The 18,923-nt window shown below is 72.0% G+C and carries 14 protein-coding genes; 11 read left to right on the forward strand and 3 right to left on the reverse strand.

Going from position 1 to position 18,923, the window contains the following annotated elements; translation table 11 throughout:
- Positions 1-74: 74 nt before the first annotated feature.
- Complete coding sequence (locus QC282_RS28585; protein ID WP_279552475.1) at positions 75-689, reverse strand: NADAR family protein; 615 nt, start codon at positions 687-689, stop codon at positions 75-77.
- A gap of 198 nt (positions 690-887) precedes the next feature.
- Here QC282_RS28585 and QC282_RS28590 point away from each other — a divergent pair, with 198 nt between their 5' ends.
- The 8 genes from QC282_RS28590 (at position 888) to QC282_RS28625 (ending at position 10,602) form a co-directional block, all read left to right on the forward strand.
- Complete coding sequence (locus tag QC282_RS28590) at positions 888-2,450, forward strand: gamma-aminobutyraldehyde dehydrogenase (RefSeq protein WP_279552476.1); 1,563 nt, start codon at positions 888-890, stop codon at positions 2,448-2,450.
- Between the two features lie 53 nt (positions 2,451-2,503).
- Positions 2,504-3,751 (forward strand): spermidine/putrescine ABC transporter substrate-binding protein, encoded by a 1,248-nt coding sequence (locus QC282_RS28595; RefSeq protein WP_279552477.1) that lies wholly within the window; start codon positions 2,504-2,506, stop codon positions 3,749-3,751.
- Between the two features lie 4 nt (positions 3,752-3,755).
- The gene (locus QC282_RS28600; protein ID WP_279552478.1) at positions 3,756-4,922 is read left to right on the forward strand and encodes an ABC transporter ATP-binding protein; all 1,167 of its coding nucleotides are present in this window, start codon (positions 3,756-3,758) and stop codon (positions 4,920-4,922) included.
- On the forward strand, positions 4,922-5,845 hold the full coding sequence (locus QC282_RS28605; protein ID WP_279552479.1) for an ABC transporter permease: 924 nt from the start codon (positions 4,922-4,924) through the stop codon (positions 5,843-5,845). The genes QC282_RS28600 and QC282_RS28605 overlap by 1 nt, the downstream gene beginning before the upstream one ends.
- Positions 5,846-6,664: an ABC transporter permease gene (locus QC282_RS28610; RefSeq protein WP_279552480.1), complete on the forward strand. Its 819-nt coding sequence runs from the start codon at positions 5,846-5,848 to the stop codon at positions 6,662-6,664.
- Positions 6,665-6,668: 4 nt separating this feature from the next.
- The gene (locus QC282_RS28615) at positions 6,669-8,096 is read left to right on the forward strand and encodes an FAD-dependent oxidoreductase (RefSeq protein WP_279552481.1); all 1,428 of its coding nucleotides are present in this window, start codon (positions 6,669-6,671) and stop codon (positions 8,094-8,096) included.
- A 119-nt stretch (positions 8,097-8,215) separates the two neighbouring features.
- Positions 8,216-8,680, forward strand: a complete 465-nt coding sequence (locus QC282_RS28620) for a hypothetical protein (RefSeq protein WP_279552482.1) — start codon at positions 8,216-8,218, stop codon at positions 8,678-8,680.
- Between the two features lie 107 nt (positions 8,681-8,787).
- Positions 8,788-10,602 (forward strand): glycosyl hydrolase family 18 protein, encoded by a 1,815-nt coding sequence (locus tag QC282_RS28625; protein ID WP_336621094.1) that lies wholly within the window; start codon positions 8,788-8,790, stop codon positions 10,600-10,602.
- Here QC282_RS28625 and QC282_RS28630 read toward each other — a convergent pair.
- Positions 10,590-11,288, reverse strand: a complete 699-nt coding sequence (locus QC282_RS28630) for a phosphatase PAP2 family protein (protein WP_279552505.1) — start codon at positions 11,286-11,288, stop codon at positions 10,590-10,592. The two genes, QC282_RS28625 and QC282_RS28630, sit on opposite strands and share 13 nt — an antisense overlap.
- Before the next feature lie 167 nt (positions 11,289-11,455).
- Between QC282_RS28630 and QC282_RS28635 the strand changes: the two genes are divergently transcribed.
- A complete protein-coding gene (locus QC282_RS28635) occupies positions 11,456-12,517 on the forward strand; it encodes an N-acetylmuramoyl-L-alanine amidase (protein ID WP_279552483.1) in 1,062 nt (353 codons plus the stop codon).
- A 467-nt stretch (positions 12,518-12,984) separates the two neighbouring features.
- On the opposite strand, the gene gabT is transcribed toward QC282_RS28635, so the two are convergent.
- Positions 12,985-14,319 carry a 4-aminobutyrate--2-oxoglutarate transaminase gene (gene gabT / locus QC282_RS28640; protein WP_279552484.1) on the reverse strand — a complete coding sequence of 445 codons (1,335 nt, stop codon included), beginning with the start codon at positions 14,317-14,319 and terminating at the stop codon, positions 12,985-12,987.
- 262 nt (positions 14,320-14,581) lie between these two features.
- On the opposite strand from gabT, the gene QC282_RS28645 reads away from it, so the two are divergent.
- Positions 14,582-16,981 (forward strand): ATP/GTP-binding protein, encoded by a 2,400-nt coding sequence (locus tag QC282_RS28645; RefSeq protein ID WP_279552485.1) that lies wholly within the window; start codon positions 14,582-14,584, stop codon positions 16,979-16,981.
- A 180-nt stretch (positions 16,982-17,161) separates the two neighbouring features.
- Positions 17,162-18,814, forward strand: coding sequence for a PucR family transcriptional regulator (locus QC282_RS28650; protein ID WP_279552486.1), 1,653 nt, complete (start codon positions 17,162-17,164; stop codon positions 18,812-18,814).
- The last annotated feature ends 109 nt before the right edge of the window (positions 18,815-18,923 follow it).

The following is an 18,923-nucleotide window of genomic DNA, read 5'->3' on the forward strand; positions in this document are numbered from 1 at the left end:
GGGGCGGGTGGGACCGCCGGACGCGCCGCAGACGACCGCCGGACGGGCCGGGCGGGAGCGCCGGTGGGCCGGTGTCACACGCCCGACGGGCCGACTGCACGCGCCGACGGGCCGAGTGGCTCGGCCTCTCTCAGCCGGGTCCGTGCCTCCATCAGTGCGAAGCCCAGGAGGTTCGGGCCCTTCCAGCGCTCCGGGTCCGTCGCCGCCTCGTCGTCCGCCGCCAGGCCGATGCCCCACACGCGGTCCACCGGGCTCGCCTCCACCAGGACCCGGTCCCCCGTGCTCAGGAGGAACGCGCGCAGGTCGGCGTGGGCCGTGAACTTGTGGACGCTGCCCTCGACCACCAGGCCGAACCGCTCGCGCTCCCACGTCGCCTCGTCGAAGTCGCGGACCAGGCGGCCGGCCTTCTTCGCCTCCGCCGGGTGCTGTGCCGCCAGCACGCGCCGCTGTGCCTCCGCGTCGCCGAACAGGCGAGCCTTGCCGGCCATCATCCAGTGCTCGGCCGTCCCGTACGTCACGCCGTCCACCGTGAACGGCGACGGCCACCACTGGCTCAGGCAGCTAGGGCCGACCCGGCCGTCCGGGCGTGGCCGGTGACCCCAGAAGTGCAGATACTTGATCCGCGCCCCCGCACGCGCCTGTCTGATCAGGGTCTCCCGGGAAGTGATCGTCCCTGTCGGTTCCGCCATGCACGCGAGTCTGGCAGGAACCACTGACAACACGTCCGGTCCTTTCCGTCGCCACTCGACACCGGGTCGACAGATTCCGTCGCGTAACCAAAAGGCAACAACGGAATCACTTGTTGGAGTGCCATTGCTCTGTCAGGATCGGCACTCAAATCGAGCCGGAGCCACGTCGGCCCCTCTCGGGGACCAGGGGAGAGCGACATGTACAACCCGGGCAATGCCACCCCGGACACCTCGGAAGCCGCCGCCACCGCGGACCGGTTCCCGGCGCGGGAACGCTTCGCGGTCGGGGCGCAGTACATCGGCGGCCGGCTCGCGCGGGGCACGTCCGGCCGCACGCACGCGGTCGTCGATCCGGCGAGCGGCGCGGCCGTGTACCGCTACGAACTCGCCGGCACCGACGACGTCGACGCCGCCGTGGCGGCGGCCCGCGCGGCCTTCCCGGGGTGGGCCGGCGCGACCCCCGGCGAGCGGTCCGACGCGCTGCACCGTTTCGCCGCCGTCGTCGCCGAGCGCGCCGAGGACTTCGCCCGCGCCGAGGCCCTCCAGTGCGGCAAGCCGCTGAAGCTGACCCGCGAGTTCGACGTGCCGGGCACCATCGACAACATCGCGTTCTTCGCGGGGGCCGCCCGGCATCTGCAGGGGCAGTCCGCCGGTGAGTACTCCGGCGACCACACCTCGTACGTCCGGCGCGAGCCCATCGGCGTCGTCGGTTCCGTCGCCCCGTGGAACTACCCGCTCCAGATGGCCGCCTGGAAGATCCTCCCGGCGATCGCCGCGGGCAACACCGTCGTCCTGAAGCCCGCCGAGCTCACCCCGCTGACCTCGCTGCTGTTCGCGCAGGCCGCCACCGACGCCGGCGTCCCGGACGGTGTCGTCAACATCGTCACCGGCACGGGCCAGGAGGCCGGTGAGCACCTCGTCGCGCATCCCGGCGTGGCGATGACGTCCTTCACCGGCTCCACCCCCGTCGGCAGGCGCGTCGCCGAGCTGGCCACCGCCACCGTCAAGCGCATCCACCTGGAACTCGGCGGCAAGGCACCCTTCGTGGTCTTCGACGACGCCGACCTGGAGGCCGCCGCCAACGGCGCCGTCGCCGGCGCGCTCATCAACAGCGGGCAGGACTGCACGGCCGCCACGCGCGCGTACGTGCAACGGCCGCTGTACGAGGCCTTCGTGGAGCGCACGGCCGCGCTCATGGAGACCGTCCGGCTCGGGGACCCCTTCGCGGCCGGCACCGACCTCGGTCCGCTGATCTCGCACGCCCAGCGCGACCGCGTCGCCTCCTTCGTCGAGCGGGCGCGCGCCCACGCGCGCGTGGTGACCGGTGGCGAGGCACCGCAGGGGGAGCTGAAGGACGGTGCCTACTACCGGCCCACGCTGATCGCCGACGCGGCCCAGGACAGCGAGATCGTGCAGTCCGAGATCTTCGGGCCCGTCCTCGTCGTGCTGCCCTTCGACAGCGACGACGAGGGGATCGCGCTCGCCAACGACACCCCGTACGGACTCGCGGCCTCCGCCTGGAGCCGGGACGTCTACCGGGCGAACCGCGCCACCCGCGAGATCAAGGCGGGCTGTGTGTGGGTCAACGACCACATCCCGATCATCAGCGAGATGCCGCACGGCGGCTACAAGGCGTCCGGCTTCGGCAAGGACATGTCCGCGTACTCCTTCGAGGAGTACACGCAGATCAAGCACGTCATGTTCGACAACACGGCGGTGGTCCGCAAGGACTGGCACCGCACCGTCTTCGGGGACCGCTGACCACCAGGCCGCCCGACCACGGCCGACCGACCTCCCGAAAGGGCACCACGCGCATGGAGCAGTACGAGCCCGACCGCCTGTCAGCGGCCCAAGTGGCCGCCCTGCGGCGCAGTTTCCGAAACGGCCGGGCCGCCCTCACCCGGCGCTCGCTTCTCCGCGCCTCCGCGGGCGGCGCGCTCGCGGTCGGCGGACTCGGCGCGCTGAGCGGCTGCGGCATCCCCGCGGCCGGCAAGACCCGGGGCGGGGTCTCGGCGGAGGACCACTCGGCGAAGGAGAAGACGGTGAGCTTCTCCAACTGGACCGAGTACATGGACGTCGACGACTCCGGCAAACGCCATCCGACCCTCGACGCGTTCACCGCGCGCACCGGCATCAAGGTCAGGTACACCGAGGACATCAACGACAACAACGAGTTCTTCGGCAAGATCAAGCCGCAGCTCGCCGCGGGCCAGGAGACCGGCCGCGACCTCATCTGCGTGACCGACTGGCTGGCCGCCCGCCTCATCCGCCTCGGGTGGGTCCAGAAACTCGACCCGTCGAACCTGCCGCACGCCTTCGCGAACCTGTCGTCGCAGTTCCGCACCCCCGACTGGGACCCGGGGCGCGCCTACTCCTACCCCTGGCAGGGCATTTCCACGGTCATCGCCTACAACAGGAAGGCGCTCGACGGCGTCGAGGTGACGTCCGTCTCCGACCTGCTCGACCACCCGAAGCTCAAGGGCCGCGTCGGCTTCCTCACCGAGATGCGCGACACCGTCGGCATGACCCTGCTCGACATGGGCAAGGACCCGGGGAAGTTCACCGACGACGACTACGACGCGGCGATCGCCCGCCTGCAGAAGGCCGTCGACCGGGGCCAGATCCGCCGCTTCACCGGCAACGACTACACCTCCGACCTCACCAAGGGCGACTTCGCGGCCTGTCTCGCCTGGGCCGGCGACGTCGTGCAGCTCAAGGCGGACAGCCCGGACGTCGACTTCCTCATCCCGGACAGCGGCTACCTGACCTCCAGCGACAACCTGCTGGTCCCCAACAAGGCCCGTCACAAGACGAACGCCGAACGGCTCATCGACTACTACTTCGAGCCGCGGGCCGCCGCCCAACTCGCCGCGTACATCAACTACGTGTGTCCCGTCGACGGCGTGCGGGACGAGCTCGCGAAGATCGACGAGGACGCGGCGAACAACCCGCTGATCCTCCCCGACAAGACCATGCAGGCCAAGTCCCGTGCCTTCCGCTCGCTGAGCTCGAAGGAAGAGACGGCATACGAAGCCAAGTTCGCGAAGCTCACTGGGGCGTGACGAGATGAAGACGACGACCACCAACGGCGGCGACGTCCGCCTCACCGGGATCGGCAAGACCTACGGCTCGTTCACCGCCGTGCACCCGCTCGACCTGACCGTGCCGCAGGGCTCCTTCTTCGCCCTGCTCGGCGCGTCCGGCTGCGGCAAGACCACCACCCTGCGCATGATCGCCGGCCTGGAGGAGCCCACCTCGGGCACCGTCCACCTCGGCGACCAGGACGTCACCCGGCTGCCCCCGTACAAGCGGCCGGTGAACACGGTGTTCCAGTCCTACGCCCTCTTCCCGCACCTCGACATCTTCGAGAACGTCGCCTTCGGCCTGCGCCGGCGCGGCATCAGAAGCGTGAAGAAGCAGGTCGAGGAGATGCTGGAGCTCGTCCAGCTCGGCGAGCAGGCCCGCAAGAAGCCGCACCAGCTCTCCGGCGGCCAGCAGCAGCGCGTCGCCGTGGCCCGCGCCCTGATCAACCACCCCAGGGTGCTGCTGCTCGACGAGCCGCTCGGCGCCCTCGACCTGAAGCTGCGCCGCCAGATGCAGCTGGAGCTCAAGCGCATCCAGACCGAGGTCGGCATCACCTTCGTCCACGTCACGCACGACCAGGAGGAGGCCATGACCATGGCCGACACGGTCGCCGTGATGAACGCGGGCCGCGTCGAACAGCTCGGCTCGCCCGCCGACCTGTACGAGAACCCGCGGACCACGTTCGTCGCGAACTTCCTCGGCACCTCCAACTTCATCGAGGCCGAGGTCGACACCCGCGGCGGCGACGAGATCGTGCTGAAGGCGGGCGGCGGCAAGCTGGTGCTGCCCGGGGCGCGCTGCTCCGCGCCCGCCTCCACCGGCGGCAAGGTGCTGGTCGGCGTCCGCCCGGAGAAGATCTCGCTCACGCACGCCGACGACGCGGGCGAGATCCCCGAGGGCCGCAACCGCATCACCGGCCGCATCGCCGACTCCAGCTTCATCGGCGTCTCCACGCAGTACGTCGTCGACAGCCCGGTCTGCCCCGACTTCGAGGTGTACGCCCAGAACATCGACCGGGACCCGCGTCTGGTGCCCGGCGCCGAGGTCGTCCTGCACTGGAACCCGGCACACACCTTCGGCCTCGACGCGGCGCAGGCCATCGACGCCGGTGTGGAGACGGTGGAGCCGGGCAAGGAGGACGCGGCCTGATGGCGACCGTCACCGAAGCGCCGCCCCTGGCGCCCGCGCCCGAGCGCAAACCCCCGCGCAGGCGGGGCCGCTGGACGCCGTACCTCCTGCTGCTGCCCGGCATCCTGTGGCTGCTGGTGTTCTTCGCGCTGCCGTTGGTCTACCAGGCCTCCACGTCCGTGCAGACGGGCTCCCTGGAGGAGGGCTACAAGGTCACCTGGCACTTCGCGACGTACTGGGACGCGCTCGCCGAGTACTGGCCGCAGTTCGTGCGGTCGGTCGCCTACGCCGCCGCCGCGACCGTGCTGTGTCTGCTGCTGGGCTATCCGCTCGCGTACCTCATCGCGTTCCGCGCGGGCCGCTGGCGCAACCTGATCATGATTCTGGTGATCGCGCCGTTCTTCACCAGCTTCCTGATCCGCACGCTGGCCTGGAAGACGATCCTCGCCGACGGCGGGCCCGTCGTGGGCGCCCTGGACGCGCTGCACGTCCTGGACGTCACGAGCTGGCTCGGCTGGACGTCCGGCGACCGGGTGCTGGCCACGCCGCTGGCGGTGGTGTGCGGTCTGACGTACAACTTCCTGCCGTTCATGATCCTGCCGCTGTACACCTCCCTGGAGCGCATCGACCCGCGGCTGCACGAGGCGGCCGGCGACCTGTACGCCAGGCCCTCGACGGTCTTCCGGAAGGTCACCTTCCCGCTGTCCATGCCGGGCGTGGTGTCGGGCACGCTGCTGACGTTCATCCCGGCCTCCGGCGACTACGTCAACGCGGACCTGCTCGGGTCGACCGACACGAGAATGGTCGGCAACGTCATCCAGACCCAGTTCCTGCGGGTGCTCGACTATCCGACGGCCGCCGCGCTCTCCTTCATCCTGATGGCCGCGATTTTGGTCATGGTCACGCTCTACATCCGCAAGTCCGGCACGGAGGATCTGGTTTAAATGGCCTTCGTCAACTGGCTCAAGCGCCGTCTCGTCGTCATCGCGGGACTGCTGACGCTCGCGTATCTCCTGCTGCCGAACATCGTCGTGACGGTGTTCTCCTTCAACAAGCCGAGCGGCCGCTTCAACTACGAGTGGCGGCAGTTCTCCACGGACGCCTGGCGGGACCCGTGCGGCGTCTCCGACCTGTGCGGCTCGCTCGCGCTCAGCCTCCAGATAGCCCTCTGGGCGACGCTCGGCGCCACCCTGCTCGGCACGCTGATCGCCTTCGCGCTGGTCCGCTACCGCTTCCGGGCGCGCGGCGCGGTGAACTCGCTGATCTTCCTGCCGATGGCGATGCCCGAGGTCGTCATGGCGGCCTCGCTGCTCACCCTGTTCCTCAACATGGGCGCCGAACTGGGCTTCTGGACGGTCCTGATCGCCCACGTCATGTTCTGCCTGAGCTTCGTCGTCACGGCCGTCAAGGCGCGCGTGATGTCGATGGACCCGAAGCTGGAACAGGCCGCGCAGGACCTCTACGCGGGGCCCTTCCAGACATTCCTGAGGGTCACCCTGCCGATCGCCGCGCCGGGAATCGCGGCGGGCGCGCTGCTCGCCTTCGCGCTGTCCTTCGACGACTTCATCATCACGAATTTCAACGCCGGTTCGACCGTCACGTTCCCCATGTTCGTCTGGGGCTCGGCGCAGCGCGGCACACCGGTCCAGATCAATGTCGTCGGCACGGCCATGTTCGTCGTCGCGGTGCTGCTCGTGCTCATGTCCATGGCTGCCGGAAACCGCCGCAAGAAACAGAAGGCACAAAGTCCTGTAGGGAGTTGAAATCATGGCCCCGAGCGCCATGAGTCGCAGAAACGACTGGACGAAATCCCTCTCCGAGGCCCAGCCCGTCCCGTACTGGCTGGACGACCCCGGCAGGCCCCGCCCCGAACCCGCCCTCACCGGCGCCGAGACCTGCGACCTGCTCGTCGTCGGCGGCGGCTACAGCGGACTGTGGTCCGCGCTCATCGCCAAGGAGCGCGATCCGCGGCGCGACGTGGTCCTGGTCGAAGGCCGTGAGGCGGGCTGGGCCGCCTCCGGCCGCAACGGCGGCTTCTGCGCCGCCTCCCTCACGCACGGCCTGCCCAACGGCCTCACCCGCTGGCCGGACGAGATCCACAAGCTGGAGGAACTCGGCGCCCGCAACCTGGACGCCATCGAGCGGGCCCTAGCCCGGCACGGCATCGACTGCGACTTCGAGCGCACCGGCGAGATCGACGTCGCGACCGAACCCCACCAGGCACGCGAACTGCGCGACTGGTACACGCGGAGGGAACGCGAGGGACTGGCCGACGGCGTCGACTTCCTCGACGCCGAAGCGGTGCGCGAACAGGTCGCCTCACCCACCTTCCTGGCCGGTCTGTGGGACCGCCGCGGCGTGGCCATGCTGAATCCGGCCAGGCTCGCGTGGGGCCTGAAGCGGGCCTGCCTGGACCTCGGCGTGCGGATGTACGAGCACACGCCCGCCCTCACGCTGCAGCCGTACGGCGCCGGCATGGCCGTACGCACCCCCTACGGGCAGATCCGGGCCCGCCGGGTGGCGCTCGGTACGAACGTCTTCCCGAGCCTGGTGAGGCGGGTGCGCGCGTACACCGTGCCGGTCTACGACTACGCGCTGATGACGGAACCGCTCACCGCCGAGCAACTCGCCGCCGTCGGCTGGAAGAACCGGCAGGGCCTCGGGGACTCGGCGAACCAGTTCCACTACTTCCGGCTGTCCGCCGACAACCGCGTCCTGTGGGGCGGCTACGACGCGATCTACCCGTACGGCGGCCGGGTGCGCGCCGAGTACGACGACCGGCCCGAGACGTACGCGAAGCTCGCCGGGCACTTCTTCACCTGCTTCCCGCAGCTGGAGGGCGTCCGCTTCACACACGCGTGGGGCGGCGCCATCGACACCTGCTCGCGCTTCTCGGCCTTCTTCGGCACCGCCCACCAGGGCAAGGTGGCGTACGCCGCGGGGTACACGGGGCTCGGTGTGGGCGCGACCCGGTTCGGTGCCGAGGTGATGCTCGACCTGCTGGCCGGGGAGCGCACGGAGCGCACCGAGCTGGAGATGGTGCGCAGGAAACCGCTGCCGTTCCCGCCGGAGCCCTTCGCCTGGACCGGGATCGCGCTCACCAAGTGGTCGCTGGCCCGCGCCGACGCGCACGGCGGGCGGCGCAACCTGTGGCTGCGGACGATGGACCGGCTCGGGCTGGGTTTCGACAGCTGACCGGGACAGTGAGACACGGGTCACTCAACTGGGGCCCGAAACCCGCGTAATGATCCCCCGGAGCGGCCCTCTCCCTCGTGGACGCGATCGGCGTTCACGAGAGAGAGGAAGGTTTCGTCATGGCGGGGACGACCAAGTCCGCTGTCGAATGGCTGGTGTCCGTCGCACCGGACCCCGACGCCTGCCGCTGGGAATGGGAACGCAGCCCGCACGGCGTGACGCTGCTGCCGGCCGGGAAGGCCTGGGACGTCCTGATCCTGCCGGCCGACCTCGGCTGTCCGACGCTCGACGTGCTCACCCGGGTCCTGCGCCGGCCGGGTCCGGTGCTCGCCGACTTCGGGGACGCCCGCACGGGGTTCTTCGTGCCGCCGGGCACCGCGGACCGCTGGCTCGGCACGGGCGTGCGCACGGCCGGGCTCGGCACCTGGATCGTCGTGCCGTTCCCGGGCCGGGCGACGACCGGGCAGGTCCGCTGGCTGGTCCAGCCGGACGGCTCCGGCACCCTCACCGACCCGGGGCTGCTGGAGCTGGCGATGCACGAGGCGGCGGCGGGCCGGGCCACGGGGGAGGGGGAAGGCGTGTAACGACCCACCAGAGGTCTTGACAACCGAATTGGTCTGGACCAAGTTGGGCGCGTTCCACCCCTCCAACTCCCCCGACTCCGGAGGCCCTTGTGGACCGCGTCAGCCTGATCGGACCGTTCGGACGGACGAGACCGTCACTCGCACGGCACGGCCTGCTCGCCGTGCTCGTCACCGCGGCCCTGGCCGCGTCCGGAATCTCGTCGGCCGCCCGTGCGGCCGACGCGGACCTGGTACGCAACGGCGGCTTCGAAGCGGGCCTCGACGGCTGGACCTGCACCTCGGCGACGACCGTGAAAAGCCCCGTGCGCAGCGGCGCTTCGGCGCTCCGTGCCACCCCGTCCGGCAGCGACAACGCCCGCTGCACCCAGACCGTGACCGTGCGACCGGACAGCCAGTACACGCTGTCGGGCCACGTCCGCGGCTCCTACGTGTACCTCGGCGCGACCGGCACCGGCACCACCGACGTCTCCGCCTGGACCCAGTCCGCCCTCGACTGGCAACAGCTCACCACGACCTTCCGCACCGGCCCCACGACCACCCGCGTCACCCTCCACACCCACGGCTGGTACGGCACCGGCGCCTACCTCGCCGACGACGTCTCCCTCACCGGACCCGGCGCGGACACCGGCGTGCCGCCCGCCCCGCCGACCGGCCTCAGGACCGGCAGCGTCACCTCCACCAGCGTCGCCCTGTCCTGGTCCCCGGTCGCCGGCGCCACCGGCTACGCCGTCTACCGCGACGGCACGAGGGTCCGCACGGCCACCGGCACGTCCGTCACCGTCACGGGCCTCACCCCCGACACCGCCTACGCCTTCCAGGTCGCCGCCGTGAACGACGCCGGCGAGTCCGCGAAGTCGGCCACCGTGACCGCGACCACCGCGTCCGGCACCGGCGGCGGCTCCGCCGACCTGCCGCCGCACGCCCTGGTCGGCTACCTCCACGCGAGCTTCGCCAACGGCTCCGGCTACACGCGCCTGGCCGACGTCCCCGACAGCTGGGACGTCATCGACCTGGCCTTCGGCGAGCCCACCTCGGTCGAGTCGGGCGACATCCGCTTCGACCGCTGCCCGGCGGCCCAGTGCCCGAACGTGGAGAGCGACGCCGACTTCAAGGCCGCCGTCAAGGCCAAGCAGGCCGCGGGCAAGAAGGTGCTGATCTCCATCGGCGGCCAGAACGGCCAGGTCCGGCTGACCACCACGGCCGCCCGCGACACCTTCGTCAGCTCCGTCTCGAAGATCATCGACGAGTACGGACTCGACGGCCTCGACATCGACTTCGAGGGCCACTCGCTCTCGCTGAACGCCGACGACACGGACTTCAAGAACCCGAAGACCCCCGTGATCGTCCACCTCGTCCAGGCGCTGAAGACCCTCAAGGCCAAGTACGGCGACGACTTCGTCCTGACGATGGCCCCGGAGACCTTCTTCGTCCAACTCGGCTACCAGTACTACGGCACCGGCAAATGGGGCGGCCAGGACCCGCGCGCCGGCGCCTACCTCCCGGTCATCCACGCCCTGCGCGACGACCTCACCCTGCTGCACGTCCAGGACTACAACTCCGGCCCGGTCATGGGCCTGGACAACCAGTACCACTCCATGGGCGGCGCCGACTTCCACATCGCCATGACCGACATGCTGCTCACCGGCTTCCCGGTCGCGGGCGACGCGAACAACGTCTTCCCGCCGCTGCGCCCCGACCAGGTCGCCATCGGCATGCCGGCCACCGCCAACGCGGGCAACGGACACGTACCGCCCGCCGAGGTCACCAAGACCCTGGACTGCCTGACCAAGAAGACCAACTGCGGTGCGTACGCGACCCACGGCACGTGGCCCGCGCTGCGCGGCCTGATGACGTGGTCGATCAACTGGGACCGGTTCGGCGGCTGGGAGTTCCAGCGGACGTTCGACGGCTACTTCGGCTGAGGGGCCGCCCCGGACGGCGTTCCGGACGGCGCCCCGGACGGCGCTTCGGGCGGCGCCCCGGACGGCGCTTCGGGCGGCGCTTCGGGCGGTGCCGAAGGGGGCGCCGACCGGCGCAGGAGAAGCACGAACAGCGTCAGCAGCACCGCGCCCAGGCACCAACTGGCCACCACGTCCAGCGGCCAGTGGTAGCCGCGCCGCACCAGGCCGAAGCCCACACCGGCGTTCACGACGGCACAGGCTCCGACCAGCGCGCGGCGCGCGTGGGCGGTGCGCAGCAGCGGCAGCAGGAGCACGGCCGCGGTCCCGTAGGCGACCGCGGCCGTCGCCGTGTGCCCGGAGGGGAAGAAGCCGGAGCCCGGATGCACGGGCGTCCCCGGACGGTCCGTCAGTTCTTTCGCCGGCACGACCAGCAGCGGCACGGCCGCCATCAACAGGGCGGCCAGGGCGGGCGGCAGCCACCAGCGGGCGGCGCCGGCCGCCCGCCGCCGCAGAGCCACGTACCCCAGGACGGCGAGCAGGACCGGCAGCGCGACCTCGATGTTGCCCAGATCGGCGAGGAGTTCGGAGCCCCGGTCCGGGTGGACGAGAGCCCGGCTCACGCGCGCGTCGGCGTCCAGCAGTGGACCGTCGGCGACGACCTGCCAGGTGATCAGGCCGAAGAACACGGCGGGCAACCAGAGGGGCATGAGGAACGGCAGCAACAGGCGGGACACGTCCACAGCCTGACAGGACCGATCAATTCGCCCAACCCGGTGTAGCGCGACACGGCAGGCGGAATGATCCAGCCGAGGCAACCGTCAGGGCCCGCCGACGCCGACCGGAGCGGGCCCCCCAGCGAACCGGAGGACTGCGCATGGCCGAACCGCTCACCGCGAGCCGGCTGGTCGCCGCGCTGCGCGAGGAGGGCTGCACCGTGCGGGAGGTCGGCGACTGGCGCACCAACAACCGCAACCACGTGGGCGCCTGGGGTCCCGTCAACGGCGTGATGATCCACCACACCGTGACCGGACCCAAGACCGACGTCGTGAGCCTCATCTACCACGGCCACAGCGAACTGCCGGGTCCGCTCTCGACCGGCTGCATCACCAAGGACGGCACCGTCCACCTGGTGGGCAACGGCCGCGCCAACCACGCGGGCGGCGGCGACCCGGACGTCCTCAGGGCCGTGATCAACGAGTCGTACGGCGACTATCCGCCCCGCACGAACGAACACCAGGGCTCGTCCGGAGCCGTCGACGGCAACGCCCGCTTCTACGGCTTCGAGTGCGAGAACCTCGGCGACGGCAAGGACCCCTGGCCGCCCGCCCAGTACATCGCCATGGTCAGGGCCACGGCGGGCATCTGCCGTGCGCACGGCTGGGGCCCGAAGTCGGCGATCGGCCACCTGGAGTGGTCCGACTGGAAGTCCGACCCCAGGGGCTTCGACATGCAGGACTTCCGCCGCGACCTCGCCGACTGCCTGGCGCTCCCGGCGGGCCAGTGGGAAGGAGAGGACCCCGTGCCCCAGTACGTCAACCTCGGCCTCGCCGAGGCCTACACGCTCAACCCCGGCGCCTGGAACAGCATCGAGTTCACCAAGGAGTGGACCGACGAGCCGGGTCACCACGCCACGGACGGGGCCGTGTGGGCGCGCGGCCCGGCCCGGTTCACCGGCTCCGTCAGCCTGCGCATAGACGGGCTGCCCGTCGGCGCGGTGGTCCAGGCGCGGATGAGCGAGTACGAGGGCTCCGAGCACCGCGCGGACCACTCCATCCACGAGATCATCGGCACCGCGGGCGACGCGTTCGCGACGATTCCCCTCACCAAGCGCCTGCGGTCCGGCCGCGGCATGCGGGTACGGCTGCTGAACCAGGCGGACAGACCGGTGAGGATCTCCAGCGCCGTCCTGACCGTGCTGCTGTGGAAGGAAGGCTGACACCCGGCTGGGGACGACGACCGTCCGAGGACGACGGCTCGCCCGCACGGCGCCCGGAAGGGTGCCGTGCGCCGTCGTGTGCGACGGCGGCGGCAGCGGGGAGATGAAACGGCCGAAGGGCCGGCACAAGGGGGGGGTGTGTGCCGGCCCTTCGGAGAACGTCCGTGTCGGCCGTTCTGATCGGAACGTCGCGCGCCCCGGGGGGTTTGGGGCGGGCGACCGTCCGATCGGTGAGGAGATCCGAAGCCGAGACTTCGGTGTGCGCGAGGCACGACCAGGTCGAAGCTGGGGAGGCCACGGCCTGATGTCACCCACAGTCCCCTGTGGGCGGGGGTGTATCTCTCAACTGCGTAGAACCTACGACAGCGGATTCGCGCGCGACAGGAGGAACCGGGTCCTGCCATCCACCTCGCACACCTTCTTCACACGCTCTGCAGCAGCGACCTCACCGGTGCGAGCGGCCTCGCTCAGATGCGCGCGAACGCCTGCTCGATGATGTCCAGGCCCTCGTTCAGCAGGTCCTCGCCGATCACCAGCGGCGGCAGGAAACGCAGCACGTTGCCGTAGGTGCCGCAGGTCAGCACCAGCAGGCCCTCCTGGTGGCAGGCCTTGGCGAGCGCGGCCGTCGCCGCCGCGTCCGGCTCCTTCGTGGCGCGGTCCGTGACCAGCTCGATCGCGATCATCGCGCCGCGGCCGCGGACGTCACCGATGATGTCGAACTTCTCGGCCATGGCGGTCAGACGGCCCTTCATGACCTCCTCGATCCGCTTGGCCTTCGCGTTGAGGTCGAGCTCCTTCATCGTCTCGATGGCGCCGAGCGCACCCGCGCAGGCGACCGGGTTGCCGCCGTAGGTGCCGCCGAGGCCGCCCGCGTGCGCGGCGTCCATGATCTCGGCGCGGCCCGTCACGGCGGCCAGCGGCAGACCGCCGGCGATGCCCTTCGCGGTCGTGATCAGGTCCGGGACGATGCCCTCGTCCTCGCAGGCGAACCACTGGCCGGTGCGGCAGAAACCGGACTGGATCTCGTCGGCGACGAAGACGATGCCGTTGTCCGAGGCGAACTTGCTGATCGCCGGCAGGAAGCCCTTCGCCGGCTCGATGAAGCCGCCCTCGCCGAGCACCGGCTCGATGATGATCGCGGCGACGTTCTCGGCGCCGACCTGCTTGGTGATCTGGTCGATGGCCTGCGCGGCGGCCTCGGGGCCGGCGTTCTCCGCACCGGTCGGCCAGCGGTAGCCGTAGGCGACCGGGACGCGGTAGACCTCGGGCGCGAAGGGGCCGAAGCCGTGCTTGTACGGCATGTTCTTCGCGGTCAGCGCCATCGTGAGGTTGGTGCGGCCGTGGTAGCCGTGGTCGAACACCACGACCGCCTGGCGCCTGGTGTACGCGCGGGCGATCTTGACGGCGTTCTCGACGGCCTCGGCACCGCTGTTGAACAGGGCCGACTTCTTGGCGTGGTCACCCGGCGTGAGCTCGGCCAGCGCCTCGGCGACGGCGACGTAGCCCTCGTACGGCGTGACCATGAAACAGGTGTGGGTGAAGTCGGCGAGCTGCGCGGACGCCTTGCGGACGACGGCCTCGGCGGAGGCGCCGACCGACGTCACGGCGATGCCGGAGCCGAAGTCGATGAGACGGTTGCCGTCGACGTCCTCGATGATCCCGCCGCCCGCGCGCGCGGTGAAGACGGGCAGTACGGAGCCCACGCCCTGCGCGACCGCGGCGGTGCGGCGGGCCTGCAGCTCCTGCGACTTCGGGCCGGGGATGGCGGTGACGACGCGGCGCTCCTGCGGAAGTGCGGTCATGCGGGGCTCCTGGGGGGTATTGCGGACGCTTGCCTTCTTTTCTCGCAGGCTAGGTGCGGGACGGGAGGGTGGGCATGCTCCATGTGGGCGTTGTCGCAAGGCCCGGTTGTCCGCCGTGGACATAGCGGCCGGGTGACCTGGACACGGTGACGCGATGGCTGATCCGCGCGGGCCCGGCCGCGTATCCGCCGAACCCGCCGTACGAGGGCACTAGATTGACCCGCGAACGAGGCACGGACCGGTTGGCCAGGGGGCAGGCACGATGGACACTGACGGCACGCACGACGCTCGCGGCACGCACGCCGATCGCGTACCGCGCCCGGCCTCGCCCCCGCAGCCGCCGTCCGGCGCCCTTCCCCCCGCGCCGCCCGTGCCGCCCATGCCGCAGGGCCCGCCCAGCGCCTCGCCCGGCGTCGCGGAGTGGCTCAACGAGCCGCGCCCCGAGGCCGGGCCGGGGATCTGGCGGTTCGGCTTCACCCCGCGCAGGCCGCCGGGCACGAGCCGGCGGCTGGACCCGACGGCCGTGGTGGGCACCTGGATCACGGTCGCCGTGGCACTGTTCCTGTGGTCGATGTGGGACCGGGGGGCGGTGCCCTACCAGTGGGTGCCCCTGCAGTGGCTGACACCGAGCGACTGGTGGTACCCCAACACGGTGTGGCCCCGGAGCTGGCAGGCCACGCACGCGCGGATCCTCTACGACGGCGTGTTCTTCGTGCTCCTCCTCTGGGGCGCCGGACGGCTGGGGAGCTGGCCGCGGGTGATCCGCTTCTACCTCGACCGTTTCGCCCCCCGGGGCCGCGCGGCCGTGACGGTCCTCGCCGCGCTGGCCGTCCTCGGCCTCGTCTGGCCGGAGGCCGTTCCCGGCGAACCCTGGGAGCCGCTGCCGGTCGTCGGACCCGTGCTCTCCCTCGTGAGCCTCGTCGCGGGCGGTGCCGACGTGTTCCGGTCCCAGGTGATCACCTACGGCGTGTACGCCGTGATCACCGCGGCCGTCCTGTGGCCCTTCGCGAGGACCGGCGCCTGGTGGACCCTCGCCAAGGGATGGCTCGGCGCGCGCTCCCCGCAGGCAGCCGACGGGCCCCGGCCGGCGGTGCCGCTCAGCCCGGCCCAGTGGCCGCAGCTCAGGGAGGCCGGACAGCACCGGGCGGCGGACCTGCTCTCCGCCGAAGTGCTGGCGGGACGGATGAACGACGTCGACTGCGCACGCGTCGGGCACGCCTGGACCAGGGCCCGCCGCGACGCCACCCGCGTGGCCGACTTCGCCGAGACCGTGCTGCGCAAGGGGGCGGCGGCCTGGACCCACCCCTCGGGGGACCGGGACCTGCCCGCCCGTACCGCGCGGCACGACCTGCTCGTCGGCCAGGTGCGGATCGGCGCCTGCGCCGCGGCCAGGACCAACCCGCTCGAACGCCACGGGGCGGGCGTCGCCCTCGACCCGTCGACGCTCGGCACCTCACTGCTCGCCGTGGGCCCGTCCGGCGTCGGCAAGACCCGCCACCTCGTCCGGCCCGTCGTCGAGAACCTCGCCCTCCAGGCGCTCACGGGACGCTGCGCCGTCGTGGCGGTCGGCGGCGCGGGCGCGCCCCTCGGTCCCGACGGGGCGTACGACGTCGTCGTCCGGCTCGGCGACCCCGCCTCCGTCCACGACCTGGACCTGTACGCCGACTCCACCGACCCGGACGAGGCGGCCTCCTTCCTCGCCGAGGGCCTGGTCGGAGACCTGGACGTGGTGGACAGCCGGCGCGCCGCCACCGCCCTGGCGCAGTTGCTGGGCCCCTACCGGGCCGTGCACGGCCGCTTTCCCGCCGTGCCGGTGCTGCGCGAGCTCCTCGAAGGAGACCCGGACGCGCTGTCGGCCCTGCGGGACGCGCTGGACGCGGTCGCGCACCCCGCCATGCGCCGTGAACTGGAGGCGCGCATCAGGCAGGCGGGCACCGCGGCCGACCCCGGCCCGGCGCTGGCGGACCGGCTCGCCCTCCTGGACCGTCCCGCCTTCGAGCGGTTCTTCGGCGCGGGGGACGCCCGGCACTTCTCCCTGCGTTCGGTGGCCCACCACCCGCTGCGCGTCCGCGTCGACCTGCCCGAGCGGGGGCACGAGGAGGCGTCGAGGCTGCTGGCGCGGCTCGTGCTGGCCCAGTTCGCGGCCGTGGCCCGCTCGACCGGCGAGCGCGGACACTTCGCCTGCCTGGTCCTGGACGACGCGGCGGGAGCCCTGACCACCGAGACCATCCGCGGTATCCAGCGGCTGCGCTCCCTGAACGCCGGCGTGGTCCTCACCCTGCGGACCCTCGCGGACGTCCCCGAGCCGCTGCACGGGCCCCTGTTCAGCGCGGTGGGCTGCCGCATGGCGTTCTCCGGCGTCACGACCTGGGACGGGCGGGCCTTCGCCGAGGCGTGGGGCAAGGAGTGGGTCGAGACGGAGGAGGTCGCCCAGCACACCGTTTTCGCCGACCAGCCCATGACCCGCGCCATGCACGCGCTGCGCAAGATGGTCACCGGCAAGGCCGTGACCACGGAAGCGGTGACCGTGCGGCAGGTCGAGCGGGAGCGGTGGTCCGCCTCCGAGCTGGCGCACGCGGTGCCGCCGGGGCACGCGGTGCTGTCGCTGACCGACGTGACGGGAGAGCACGCGCCGCCGCTGCTGGTCGACCTGCGGGGGTGACGGCCGGAAAAGGGGGGTGTGCGGACGCGTGCGACCGTACGGTGAGGCAGAATCTGCATGGGCCGTTCATACGTGACGGCCAAGTGGTCACAATGATCATCAGATCTCCCCATCTCCCCGTCTCCCCGTCTCAGCGTCGCCCCTCACCTCCGTACTCGACACCAGAGATCCGAAGGCCTCATGCCCCCCACGCTCGCCTCGCTCGTCCACCACTCCGCGCTGAAGCTGACCGTGCGGGCCGGCGAGGACCGCCTGGACCTGCCCGTGCGCTGGGCGCACGTCAGCGAGCTCGCCGACCCCGTGCCCTACATGGAGGGCGGGGAACTGCTGCTGATCACCGCGCTGAAACTCGACGCGGAGGACCCGGAGGCGATGCGCCGCTACGTCAAGCGGCTCGTCGAGGCGGGCGTCGTCGGGCTCGGCTTCGCCGTCGGCGTCAACTACGAGGAGATCCCCGGGGCCCTCGTCGAGGCGGCACGAAAGGAAGGGCTGCCGCTGCTGGAGGTGCCGCGCCGCACCCCCTTCCTCGCCATCAGCAAGGCCGTGTCCGCCGCGATCGCCGCCGACCAGTACCGGGCCGTCACCGCGGGCTTCGCCGCGCAGCGCGAGCTGACCCGGCAGGCCCTCAACTCCGGCCCCGAAGGACTGCTCGCCGCGCTCGCCGCACAGGTCGACGGCTGGGCGGCGCTGTACGACGCCTCCGGGGCCGTCGTCGCCACGGCACCCGAGTGGGCCGTCCGGCGCGCCGCCCGGCTGACGGAGGACGTGCGGCGGCTGCGGGAGCGGACCGCGCCCGCCTCCTCCGTCGTGGGCGGCCCCGACCACGAGGACCGCGTCGAACTGCACTCCCTCGGCACCGGCCGGCGGCCCCGCGCCGCGCTCGCCGTCGGCACGGCCGCCGCCCTCGGCACCGCCGAGCGCTACGCCGTCCACTCGGCGATCGCCCTGCTCACCCTCACCACGGAACGCTCGCGCTCGCTGCACGCGGCCGAACAGCGGATCGGCGCCGCCGTGCTGCGCATGCTGCTGGCCGGGGAACCGGACCACGCCCGCGCGGTCGCCGGCGACCTGTACGGCGGGCTGCTCGACGCGCCCTTCCGGGTCGTCGTCGCCGAGTCGGTGTCGGTCTCCTCCGTGCGGGTCCACCCCGACCCGCACCCGCCCGCGCCCGCCAGGCCGTCGGCCGCCGCGCTCGCCGCCGCCGACACGGGCGGGGACCCGCTCGGCGCGCTCGCCGAGGTCGTGGAGTCCGCCGCCGCCCGCGCGGGCGAGGCGGTGCTCGTCGTGCCCGACGGGGAGCGGCTGGTGGTGCTGGCCGGGGACGGCGGGGCGGCCGTCGCGGCCTGCGGCGAGTACGCCGCCGCGCTGGAGGCGGGCAGGCCGGAGCAGGCCGCGGCCGGCGACGAGGACGAACTCGTCCTCGGCATGTCGGGACCGGCCGGCCCCATCGCCGCGTCGGCCGCCTACAAGCAGGCCGAGCAGGCGCTGTCGGTGGCGCGTCGGCGCGGCCGGGTCCTGGTCGAGCACGAGCAGCTCGCGGCCGGGTCGGTGCTGCCGCTGCTCGCCGACGACGCGGTGCGGGCGTTCGCCGACGGACTGCTGCGGGCGCTGTACGAGCACGACGCGACCGGCCGCGGCGACCTCGTCAAGTCGCTGCGCGCCTGGCTGTCCCGGCACGGCCAGTGGGACGCGGCGGCGGCCGACCTCGGGGTGCACCGGCACACCCTGCGCTACCGCATGCGGCGCGTCGAGGAGATCCTCGGCCGGTCGCTCGACGACGCGGACGTCCGCATGGAGCTGTGGCTCGCCCTGAAGGCCACGTCCACCGAGTAGGCGGCCCCGTACGCCAATCCGTCCTACCGGGAACGCCCACTGCTACGACTCGGACAAACGATCCCCCGCCGTCCCGGACCTACGGTGGACCCGACAGCACCAGCACACC

It is taken from the genome of Streptomyces sp. DH24, assembly GCF_029813775.1.
In the GTDB taxonomy this organism is placed as follows: domain Bacteria; phylum Actinomycetota; class Actinomycetes; order Streptomycetales; family Streptomycetaceae; genus Streptomyces.

Excerpts from the sequence above, each read along its gene's own strand:
- QC282_RS28650 (WP_279552486.1), top strand. The coding sequence starts at position 17,162 with ATGCCCCCCACGCTCGCCTCGCTCGTCCACCACTCCGCGCTGAAGCTG.
- QC282_RS28615 (WP_279552481.1), top strand. The coding sequence starts at position 6,669 with ATGGCCCCGAGCGCCATGAGTCGCAGAAACGACTGGACGAAATCCCTC.
- QC282_RS28595 (WP_279552477.1), top strand. The coding sequence starts at position 2,504 with ATGGAGCAGTACGAGCCCGACCGCCTGTCAGCGGCCCAAGTGGCCGCC.
- QC282_RS28600 (WP_279552478.1), top strand. The coding sequence starts at position 3,756 with ATGAAGACGACGACCACCAACGGCGGCGACGTCCGCCTCACCGGGATC.
- gabT (WP_279552484.1), bottom strand. The coding sequence starts at position 14,319 with ATGACCGCACTTCCGCAGGAGCGCCGCGTCGTCACCGCCATCCCCGGC.
- QC282_RS28645 (WP_279552485.1), top strand. The coding sequence starts at position 14,582 with ATGGACACTGACGGCACGCACGACGCTCGCGGCACGCACGCCGATCGC.
- QC282_RS28620 (WP_279552482.1), top strand. The coding sequence starts at position 8,216 with ATGGCGGGGACGACCAAGTCCGCTGTCGAATGGCTGGTGTCCGTCGCA.
- QC282_RS28605 (WP_279552479.1), top strand. The coding sequence starts at position 4,922 with ATGGCGACCGTCACCGAAGCGCCGCCCCTGGCGCCCGCGCCCGAGCGC.
- QC282_RS28630 (WP_279552505.1), bottom strand. The coding sequence starts at position 11,288 with ATGCCCCTCTGGTTGCCCGCCGTGTTCTTCGGCCTGATCACCTGGCAG.
- QC282_RS28590 (WP_279552476.1), top strand. The coding sequence starts at position 888 with ATGTACAACCCGGGCAATGCCACCCCGGACACCTCGGAAGCCGCCGCC.
- QC282_RS28585 (WP_279552475.1), bottom strand. The coding sequence starts at position 689 with ATGGCGGAACCGACAGGGACGATCACTTCCCGGGAGACCCTGATCAGA.
- QC282_RS28635 (WP_279552483.1), top strand. The coding sequence starts at position 11,456 with ATGGCCGAACCGCTCACCGCGAGCCGGCTGGTCGCCGCGCTGCGCGAG.
- QC282_RS28610 (WP_279552480.1), top strand. The coding sequence starts at position 5,846 with ATGGCCTTCGTCAACTGGCTCAAGCGCCGTCTCGTCGTCATCGCGGGA.